Here is a 10,558-nt window from a genome sequence, read left to right on the forward strand (position 1 = left end):
AAAAAAAGACTGCCGAGGTTTCTCGGTCAGTCTAAAATCATTCATTATCCATCTAAACCAATGGATACATATTTTGTTTCTAAATATGGCTCGATGCCTTCGATACCGCCTTCACGACCAATGCCACTCTCCTTCATACCGCCAAAAGGTGCTTGAACAGCCGATGGACCCCCATCATTCCAGCCAATAATACCGTAATCAAGATTCTCTGAGATGTAAAGTCCATTCCGGTAATTATCTGTAAAGAAATAAGCTGCAAGTCCAAAAGGAGTATCGTTGGCTAATTCAATCGCCTCGTCTAACGCTTGAAACGTCGTAATCGGTGCCACTGGACCAAAGGTCTCTTCATGCATGATGTTCATAGAAGGATTGACGTGTGTGAGAACCGTTGGCTGTACAAAATAATAGGACTTCTCATCGTCGTAATGTGTATCTCCACCAACAAGTACCTTCGCCCCTTTATCGACCGCATCTTGAATTTGATCGACAATCTTATCAAAGCCGCGCTTATTGATAATTGGTCCTATGGAAGTGCCTTGTTCAAAACCATTTCCCACTTTCAGCTTTTCTACTTCTTTGCTGAACGCTTGAGCAAACGCTTCATGAATTTCTTCATGCACAATGATGCGGTTGGCACAGACACAGGTCTGTCCTGCATTACGGAACTTAGATGCCACTGCCTGTTTCACAGCCAGTTCAAGGTTCGCATCCTTGTCTACGATCAACGGAGCATGACCGCCAAGCTCCATCGATACGTGTTTGACTGTGCTGGCACTATTTTTGATGAGATGCTTTCCGACTGGCGTTGAGCCTGTAAACGTCATTTTGCGAATCAACGGACTATCTGTGAAGATTTCACCAACTTCTTTTCCATCACCGACTACCCATTGCAAGGCATCCTCTGGAATCCCAGCTTCATGACCTAATTTCACTAGTTCAATGGCTGTCAGTGGCGTATCCTCAGCCGGTTTCACAATAAACGTACAGCCTGCCGCAAGAGCTGGTGCAGCCTTTCTTGTAATCATTGCCGCGGGGAAATTCCACGGTGTAATTGCAGCAACTGGGCCAACTGGTTGTTTTGTGACGAAAAGACGTTTATTTGTCGTATGAGACGGAATGGTTCGGCCGTAAATGCGCTTTGCTTCCTCTGCGTACCATTCAATATACCCAGCAGCGTAGACGATTTCCCCTATTGCTTCTTGATACGGCTTTCCATTTTCTTCAGTAATGACCTTTGCTAGTCTGTCTCTATGTTCAATGACCAGATCAAACCACTTACGAATGATATTCGCACGTTCATGTGCAGACGTCTTTGCCCATGTTTTGAATGCTTTGTGTGAGCGGGTGATCGCATCTTCAATCTGTTCTTTTGTATGCTGAGCAACCGAGGCAATTTCTTCTCCTGTTGCAGGATTATACACTTTTAGTTCGTTTGTCATGCTCTACTTCTCCTTCGTTCTTGAATTCATTACATATAGTATATACCCAATGAGTGCCCAACCTAAAAGCAATATCCATTCAGCTGGCCATGACAGAGAGGCCGGCATGCCTGGAAAATAAAATGAAAGAAAAAGGAGACTAAGTCCAATGGCAAATACTCCTGTTGTCCGCCAGTATTTAATGCGGTATGGACGATCAAGCTCTGGTTCTGTTTTACGAAGTTTCATAAAGGCGATGGACACTATTAAATACCCGACAATGATTCCCACACCACCTGCATTAACAATCCATACAAGGGCAGGGCGACCTAATAACGGTGCGAAAAAAGCCAATCCGCCAAGAAACAAAATCGCATTTGTCGGTGTTTTATACTTTGGATGAATATACGCAAACCATTTTGAAATCATGCCTCTTTCCGCCATTGCGTACAGGATTCGGCTTGCACCAATGATAAAAGCATTCCAGCTCGTCACAATTCCTGCTACTCCGCCAATCACGAGTACAGTACCGAATGCCTGATGGCCGAGAAGATGCACCATTGCATCTGCAGTTGCAAGTGATGAGGCTTCAAGCTGTCCCTTTGACATGCTCGCTGCAACTCCAAAGACAATGAGTAAATAGAAAACAACTGCACTCACAATGGATATAATCAGAATTCTTCCGATGATTTTCTTCGGTGCATTGATTTCCGCCGCCACTTGAGGGATGACATCAAATCCGACAAATAGAAACGGTATCATGACTAAGACTGCCATGAGACCACCAACCCCGCCTTGGAACATCGGCTCAAGGTTTGATAAGTCTCCGTTAAACGTCGCACCGCCTAACAGTAGAAGTCCTGTTAGGATAATCGCTACTGTAAATACGGATTGAAAAATAGCAGCTGGCTTTGCACCAATGTAATTCAGTGCAGTTAAAAATAATGCACCGCCAGATCCAATTAACACCCAAGTGAAATAAACGTCCCAGCCCCCTATATTCCATAGGAAACCAACGTGCTGTGTTGGAATGACATAATCAATGACAGTCGGTAGCGCGACAGCTTCAAATGTAATAACGGACACATACCCAAACAAAACGCCCCATGCCGAGACAAAAGCCGATTTTATCCCAAATGCCCGCTGGACAAAGACGAGTCCCCCTCCTGTCTCAGGAATCGCAGACGAAAGCTCGGCATATGTGAGTCCAATAAAGATGACGAGAATGCCCCCTATCACAAAGGCAATCACGCTGCCTAAAAATCCAGCTGTTAAAATCCAATCTCCAGAAAGTACAACCCAGCCCCAGCCGAGCATTGCACCAATCGATAAAAACAGTACGTCTGACTGCGACATGTTTTTTGCCATTTGTTGTTTTTGCATACAACCATCCCCCTTTGTTGTTTAGCGTGCTGTGAAGGCGTCTTGGATGATACCTAGTCCTTCATGTAGCAGCTCATCTGTGATGACAAGTGGTGTTAAAAAGCGAATAATATTCCCATTAATCCCTGCCGTTAATAAGAGCAGCCCGTGCTCATTTGCATATGCTGCAATGGCTGCGGCTGTTTTCTTATCTGGTGTACGCGTTGTTTGATCTTCGACAATTTCAATCGCAGCCATTGCCCCTATGCGGCGGACTTCTCCAATGAATGGGTACTTTGTTCTCCATTCATTCGCTTTGTCCTCAATGATTTGTCCAATGTGTTCAGATCGTTTATTCAATTGTTCTGTTTCAATAATATCAAGAACAGCTAGTGCTGCCACACAGCCTAACGGACTGCCTGCATAAGTTCCTCCGAGCTCCCCTGGATCTGCTGCATCAAGCAATTCTTTTCTGCCAACAACTCCGCTTAGCGGTAAGCCAGCTGCAAGTGATTTTGACACAGTGATTAAGTCTGGAACGACATCAAAGTGCTCAATCGCAAAGTATTTCCCCGTTCTTGCAAAGCCTGTTTGAATCTCATCCGCAACAAATAAAATACCGTGCTGCTGACAGAATGAAGCGACGTGCTGAACAAATCGCTTCGATGGCACAATGAATCCGCCCTCCCCTTGGACTGGTTCCATGACCACACAAGCCACTGTTTCTGGCGCAACGGTCGCCACAAAGAATTGATTGAATTGATCAATCATGTACTCGTCATAAGCTTCATCACTTAATCCTTCTGGCTTTTGATAGTAATAAGGATATGGGGCTTGATACACCTCTGATGCGAATGGTCCAAAACCAAACTTATAAGGCTTGACCTTGCTCGTCATACTCATGGTCATATTCGTTCTGCCATGGAAGCCTCTAGTGAAGGACACAACAGCCTGTCTTTTCGTATATTTACGTGCAATCTTCACAGCATTTTCAACAGCTTCTGCACCTGAATTTAAGAAAATGGCTTTCTTTTCATGATCCCCTGGTGTTAAGTGACAAAGCTTTTCTGCCAATTCGATATACGATTCATACATCATCACATTGAAGCCTGGGTGAATCAGACTGTCTGCCTGTGCTTTGACTGCTTCCACAACCTTTGGATGTGAATGTCCTACATTTAACGTGCCAATGGCGCCTGCAAAATCAATAAAACGATTCCCATCAATATCGAAAAGCTCGGCTCCCTTCCCTTTCGCTGCAAGATGACGGTTGCCATTACTGACGCCTCTTGCAACGTATTGATCTCTTTTCTCCTGCCATTCTTCTGTTGAAAAACGGTTTGTTGTCGTTTGACTCATTCTCATCCATCCCCTTTATATCTTTTTTATTATTCTGAATATTTTTTGGTATGATAGAAAGTACCAATATCATTTTTTTAATGGTATCAGAGAGGATGAATGACATTATGCTAACCATTCAACTAGATCTAACAGGGACAAACGGATTTATTTATCACCAAATATACACGAAAATCAAAGACGAAATTTTAAATAGAAACCTTCAGCCACACGATCAATTACCCTCTAAACGAGAGTTAGCCGATACATTAAAAGTCAGTATCAATTCAGTCAATGGTGCTTATCAGCAATTACTCGCAGAGGGGTATTTATATTCTGTGGAACGCAAAGGCTTTTTCGTAGAATCGCTAGAAACGTTTCATGAGTCGGATCAGCTGAAACCCTCCTCCCTTCCTGCGGATTTAAAGGAAGAACCTATTGTACGAGACGATTGGTATTCCTTTTCACACATCTCTGTCGATACAGCAAATTTTCCATTTAAAAATTGGCTGAAATGTGAACAAAAGGCAATCGACCTTCACCAAGAATCCTTTAGCGAGCTCCCGCATCCACAGGGTGTTTATGAATTACGGGAAACAATTACCCGGATGATCGGACTTGCACGAGGCGTCAAATGCTACTCAGAGCAGATTATTTTAAGTGCAGGCACACAATCACTCATTCATTCGTTATCGAGCATTCTTCCAGCTGATCAAGTATACGGGTTAGAAAACCCTGGCTATCGCCGACTCTATCAAATGCTGAAAAATAATCATCACCGAATTGAAACGATTGGAATTGACCAAAAAGGTGTGCGGATGAGCGACATTCAGAATAAACAGCCGAATGTTTTGATCATTACCCCTTCTCATCAGTTCCCAACAGGGGTGATCATGCCAATTTCTCGAAGAATTCAGCTATTAAACTGGGCGGCCGATCATCCAGATCGCTATATCATTGAGGACGATTATGACAGTGAATTTAAGTATGGGACAGACAGCATACCAGCTCTGCAAAGCCTTGATCGATATGACAAAGTCATTTATATGGGGACCTTTTCAAAATCATTGCTGCCCGGCTTGCGGATAAGCTACATGGTGCTGCCGCAGCATCTATTAAGACGCTATAAGGAAGAACAGCATTTTTTCATTCAAACAGCCAATCTTATTACCCAATACACCCTTCTTCACTTTATTAAAGACGGCGCTTACCAGCGGCATATTAAAAGAATGAATGGTTTATATGAGGAAAAACGGAAGCAGCTCATTGGAGAACTCGAAACCGTCTTCGGTGACAATGTGCGGATTATCGGCGAAAATGCAGGTCTTCATTTTATCGCAGAGTTCCGCTCAGATCGTACGCAGCATGAGATCTTACTGCGTGCCAAAGAAAGAAAGCTGAAAATGTACGGTATGGACCGTTTCACCCTGGATGACCAATCGCCAAGGCATGAAAAAGGATTTGTTCCACTCGTATTTGGCTTTTCTCACATACGTCCAGAGGAGATTCAGCCGGCTGTGAAACGGCTGTATGAGTCGATTTACGGGACATAAAATAGCCAGCTGTTCTTCATAGACCGCTGGCTTACCATTTTTTTATCTACTGATGAAACGGATGACAAAAGACCTGTAAAGACAGTCTCGATGTCATCTTTTCTTAGGCGGACAATTTCTACCCTTACATGATCAGCCAATGCTTGCAGCACAGAAATCAGCGGCATGTCATCTTGGTTTGGATGGTTTGGATGGTTTGGATTATTCATACGATAAAAGTATTTTGTTCCAGCATACAATCTCCTACCTAAATGGAAGGATCAAATACCTGCCTACAAACAGGTATTTTTTAAGTTCGTTTTATTGAAATGATCGATTGGTTTTGTTATCATGTCAAAAGTGACTACTTGGTTTCCATTGTGACCATATGGTTTTACCGATTCGGAAAGGACTTATGATGATGAACGAAAAGCAAGAAGAGATTTTGCGGGTTTCAAAAAAATTGTTTTCACAAAAAGGCTATATGAGTGTCTCCATGCAGTCGATTGCCGATGCCTGTAAAGTATCAAAAGCGTCCATTTATAAACTGTTTGATTCGAAAGAAGAGCTTCTATTAGAACTGATTAAATATAATCAGCGGAAAATGAGGGAGATTTCTCACATCATTCATTCAGAGACGAGGCTATCCAAAAAGGAAAAGTTCACAAAGAAGATTAAGCTTGAGCTTGAGGAGTTTAAAGAGAATCATAAATTTTTAAGTATGCTGTCATTCGAAGCATTTTCTCAGCATCCACCCATTGTCAAAAAGCATTTGCGTGAAACACGTTCCATTATCATGCAGCGGCACAGAGACATTATTTTAAGCACGTATGGTGAATCGGTTGCTCCTTATGTCTGGGATCTCGTGATTGTCCTCAATGGATTAATGAGAGAATTCATCTTAATGCTGGCCATAGAGCATAAGAACATCCAATTAGAAAATGCCGCCGAAATGATCATCGGTGTGATGGACCGTGTATCGACAAAGCCTTGCTCCATTGAACCTGTGTTAACAAATGAGCTGATGGATTCCTATCTGTTTTCCCCACAGGACGAATATGATGAGGAAAAACAGGTCATCACGTACTTAACGAAGATGAAGCAAGAGCTTCACTCACTCTCAAATGGAGAAGAAAAAGATCATCTCCTCTCTGCGTTTGAGCTGCTCAATCAAGAATTATCAAAGGACCAACCGAGAACCTTTTTAATCAGCTCATTGCTCGATTATTTAGGTAAAAACAGCTTTTTATCTCAAAACGCGTCACAGCTGAAAAGCATCATTTTATAGATAAAGAAGGGATAACATGAACCAATCAACCACACATACATCCTATAATCGATCTGTGATTGTTGGGATTTTTCTCGTTGGGGCATTCGTAGCGATTTTAAACCAAACGCTGCTCATTCCAGCGATCCCACATATCATGGAGGAATTCAATATTGATGTCAGCAAAGGGCAATGGCTGACAACAGCCTTTATGCTGACAAACGGGATTCTCATCCCGATTACCGCTTTTTTAATTGAAAAATTTTCGAGCCGCACCTTGGTTTTAACGGCTCTTAGTATTTTTACAGCTGGTACAATTCTTGCTGCATTTGCAACGAATTTCCCGGTGTTACTTGCAGCGCGTATCGTGCAGGCAGCAGGAGCGGGGATTTTAATGCCGCTCATGCAAACGATTTTTTTAACCATTTTCCCGAAAGAAAAACGCGGCCAGGCCATGGGCATGGTCGGACTTGTCATTTCATTCGCACCAGCGCTTGGGCCAACACTTGGCGGCTGGATTATAGACACATTTACTTGGAAGTACTTATTCTATATTGTTCTGCCAATCGGTATAATTGATCTTATTCTTGCTTTCTTCTTAATGAAAAATGTCACGCAGCAAAGAGAAACACGCATTGATGTCTTATCTGTCATCCTGTCTTCCTTCGGATTTGGTGGGTTACTGTACGGATTTTCTAGTGTCGGAACATATGGCTGGACGAGTGCGACTGTCCTCATTTCGCTAATTGTCGGGGCAGTGAGCTTGTTCTTCTTTATCCTGCGTCAGTCGAATTTGAAAAGACCGATGCTTGAATTTGGTGTATTTAAGTTTTCGATCTTTAGCTTAACGACCTTCCTTGGTATGCTCGTCTTTGCTTTACTGATCGGAACCGAGACCATTCTGCCGCTCTATACGCAGAATGTCAGAGGATTGTCTGCACTTGATACAGGGCTCATCCTATTGCCTGGTGCTCTATTTATGGGCTTCCTATCACCGCTTATCGGACGGATTTTTGATAAGGTCGGCGGAAAAGGACTGGCATTAGGCGGATTTGCGATTTTAACCGTTACCACCTTGCCATTAATGATGCTAAGTCTCGATTCATCGATCACACTGATTACGGTTGCCTATACGGTTCGTTTAATCGGAGTTGGGATGATCATGATGCCGCTGACAACAGCAGGCATTAACTCTTTACCCCCTCATCTCATCCCGCATGGAACAGCGATGAATAACACGATGAGACAAATGGGTGGCTCTATTGGGACGGCTGTGCTTGTCTCCATTATGAGCAGCTCTGCCGCAAATGCAGAACTAGCCAATCCGATGAAATCAGCCGTACATGGGATGAATATGTCATTTTTTGTTGCTGGTCTTATTGCAGTGATTGGTCTCATCCTCTCAACTTTCTTAAATGAAAAACGTAATCACAAAGTAATGAAAGAGGAGCTTTCTTCCTCCTCATCTTCATAAGAAAGAGCTTGGCATACTGCCAGCTCTTTTTTCATAGGCTTCATCTTATCATCCTCTCCAAAAATACATTTGTACTCCCCATAAAGAAAAACCTTGATAATTTGAAGGAAAGAGTTGATAATAGAAACTATTCAATTTGTGAGAAAATTTTTACTATAGGAGATGTATGAATTGAAGGTCGTTAAATTTGGTGGCAGTTCTCTTGCATCTGGCAAGCAGCTGCAAAAGGTATTTGACATTGTAACAACAGATCCAGCTCGAAAAGCAGTCGTTGTTTCCGCACCAGGAAAACGGCATTCAACGGATACGAAGGTTACCGATCTATTAATTAGCTGCGGTGAACAATATTTACGTTTAGGTGAAGCACATGATTTACAGGAAGCAGTTATCGAACGATATGCGTCGATTGCTGATGAACTTGGATTAGGTCATGACATTATTGACGCCATTCGGCGTGAACTAGATGCATTATTACAGGCTGATTTGTCTCGTCCTGAGCGCTATCTTGATGCCATTAAGGCAAGCGGTGAAGATAATAACGCAAAGCTGATTGCAGCCTATTTCCGCCATCAAGGTGTCGAAGCACACTATGTGAATCCAAAAGAAGCTGGTTTATTTGTGAGCGATGAGCCTGGTCAAGCGCAAGTCCTCCCAGAATCCTATGATCATTTGTATAAATTAAGAGAGCGTTCTGGCGTCATTATATTCCCTGGTTTTTTTGGATTTAGTGTAGCGGGTGATATCGTCACCTTTTCTCGAAGCGGATCAGATATTACAGGCTCCATTTTGGCAAACGGACTGAAGGCTGATGTGTATGAAAACTTTACAGATGTGGATGCTGTCTACGCCGTCAATCCAACAATCGTTCACGAGCCAAAGGAAATCACTGAACTGACATATCGGGAAATGCGAGAACTGTCCTATGCTGGTTTTTCGGTGTTCCATGATGAAGCGCTCATTCCAGCTTTCCGGGCAGGCATTCCTGTTCAGATTAAAAACACCAATAACCCAGCAGCCAAAGGGACAAAAATCGTAAATCAACGGGATGATACGAATGGGCCTGTTGTTGGGATCGCCTCAGACAATGGATTTTGCAGCATTTATATTAGGAAGTATTTGATGAACCGAGAAGTTGGCTTCGGCCGTAAGGTGCTGCAAACGCTAGAGGAATATGGGCTTACTTATGAGCACGTCCCTTCTGGCATTGATGATATGACCATTATTTTAAGGCAGGATCAGCTTGAGGAGCAGCATATTAAACAAGAGCTTTTAGACCGTCTGAAGCTCGTGCTTGATGCAGATGAGGTTGCTTTAGAGCGGAATCTCTCCCTCATTATGGTCGTGGGAGAAGCGATGCGTCATAATGTTGGTACAACAGCAAGAGCAGCAAAGGTGTTGTCAAAAGCCAAAGTCAATATTGAAATGATCAATCAAGGCTCTTCAGAGGTCAGCATGATGTTTGGCGTCAAAGTGGCTCAAGAAAAAGAAGCCGTTCAAGCCTTGTATGAGGAATTTTTCTCTTTGTCTACTGTTCCTGTCTCCCTTTAACAAGCAGACTGCCAGATCTCAGGGTCGGCAGTCTTTTTTGATCATCAGAAATTCGAGCTGATTACGTCTGAATGAACAAAGCATTCAATATTTGGTCATCTATGCACAAACGTTAAGGCTTTTATGAATTTCGGCTATTTAACGAGCATTAAGCAAGATCTTGCGTTCAGTGTGATTCAGTCGAATATTTTATTTAAAGATGATCGGCTTGACGTTTACCGAAACTGACTGAGTGGTTATACATATACACCAGCCCTTTTCTTTTGGAAGCGGTCATCATAGTCAACAATGTTCCGTATATGATGTGTTTAGACGCAAACCAAATGAAAGATGGTGAGTGCCCGGTGCTTAATTGGTCCCCATATGAGGATAATACGATTTACGCCAAAGACCACTTCTTTGAATATCTTCTTTGCGAAATTATAGAAAGCATTGACTCTTTTGCAGAATATTAAATACATCCATTGAAAAAACTCATCTCTATAGATGAGCCAGACCGTAGACAAACCCCACCTTTACTTCAAGTAAAAGTGGGGTTTTCACTTATTTTGATAAAATTTATCAGTTGTCTTACGCTGGACATGGTCCTTTCCATGTCCAGTTTGCTAGCTTTTTGAGA

At 42.7% G+C, this 10,558-nt stretch carries 8 protein-coding genes; 4 read left to right on the top strand and 4 right to left on the bottom strand.

Annotated features, from left to right (window positions below):
* Window positions 1-44: 44 nt before the first annotated feature.
* From WAX46_RS04875 to gabT, 3 genes are read right to left on the bottom strand one after another with little or no spacing between them, the layout of a single operon-like run.
* Window positions 45-1,439 (bottom strand): NAD-dependent succinate-semialdehyde dehydrogenase, encoded by a 1,395-nt coding sequence (locus tag WAX46_RS04875; protein WP_226566590.1) that lies wholly within the window; start codon window positions 1,437-1,439, stop codon window positions 45-47.
* A gap of 3 nt (window positions 1,440-1,442) precedes the next feature.
* The gene (locus WAX46_RS04880) at window positions 1,443-2,801 is read right to left on the bottom strand and encodes an APC family permease (protein WP_226566589.1); all 1,359 of its coding nucleotides are present in this window, start codon (window positions 2,799-2,801) and stop codon (window positions 1,443-1,445) included.
* A gap of 21 nt (window positions 2,802-2,822) precedes the next feature.
* The gene (gabT, locus tag WAX46_RS04885) at window positions 2,823-4,139 is read right to left on the bottom strand and encodes a 4-aminobutyrate--2-oxoglutarate transaminase (RefSeq protein ID WP_226566588.1); all 1,317 of its coding nucleotides are present in this window, start codon (window positions 4,137-4,139) and stop codon (window positions 2,823-2,825) included.
* Between the two features lie 107 nt (window positions 4,140-4,246).
* Between gabT and gabR the strand changes: the two genes are divergently transcribed.
* Window positions 4,247-5,671 (top strand): MocR-like transcriptional regulator GabR, encoded by a 1,425-nt coding sequence (gene gabR, locus WAX46_RS04890; RefSeq protein WP_336493439.1) that lies wholly within the window; start codon window positions 4,247-4,249, stop codon window positions 5,669-5,671.
* Here gabR and WAX46_RS04895 read toward each other — a convergent pair.
* Window positions 5,659-5,910: a hypothetical protein gene (locus tag WAX46_RS04895; protein WP_226566586.1), complete on the bottom strand. Its 252-nt coding sequence runs from the start codon at window positions 5,908-5,910 to the stop codon at window positions 5,659-5,661. The two genes, gabR and WAX46_RS04895, sit on opposite strands and share 13 nt — an antisense overlap.
* Before the next feature lie 161 nt (window positions 5,911-6,071).
* On the opposite strand from WAX46_RS04895, the gene WAX46_RS04900 reads away from it, so the two are divergent.
* From WAX46_RS04900 to WAX46_RS04910, 3 genes are all read left to right on the top strand, one after another.
* Window positions 6,072-6,938, top strand: a complete 867-nt coding sequence (locus WAX46_RS04900) for a TetR/AcrR family transcriptional regulator (protein ID WP_336493440.1) — start codon at window positions 6,072-6,074, stop codon at window positions 6,936-6,938.
* A gap of 16 nt (window positions 6,939-6,954) precedes the next feature.
* Window positions 6,955-8,391, top strand: a complete 1,437-nt coding sequence (locus WAX46_RS04905; RefSeq protein ID WP_336493441.1) for an MDR family MFS transporter — start codon at window positions 6,955-6,957, stop codon at window positions 8,389-8,391.
* A 171-nt stretch (window positions 8,392-8,562) separates the two neighbouring features.
* Window positions 8,563-9,939 carry an aspartate kinase gene (locus WAX46_RS04910; RefSeq protein ID WP_336493442.1) on the top strand — a complete coding sequence of 459 codons (1,377 nt, stop codon included), beginning with the start codon at window positions 8,563-8,565 and terminating at the stop codon, window positions 9,937-9,939.
* Window positions 9,940-10,558: the final 619 nt, after the last annotated feature.

The sequence above is a fragment of the Bacillus sp. FJAT-53060 genome (assembly GCF_037104745.1).
Classification (GTDB): Bacteria; Bacillota; Bacilli; order Bacillales; family Bacillaceae; genus Bacillus; species Bacillus stratosphericus_B.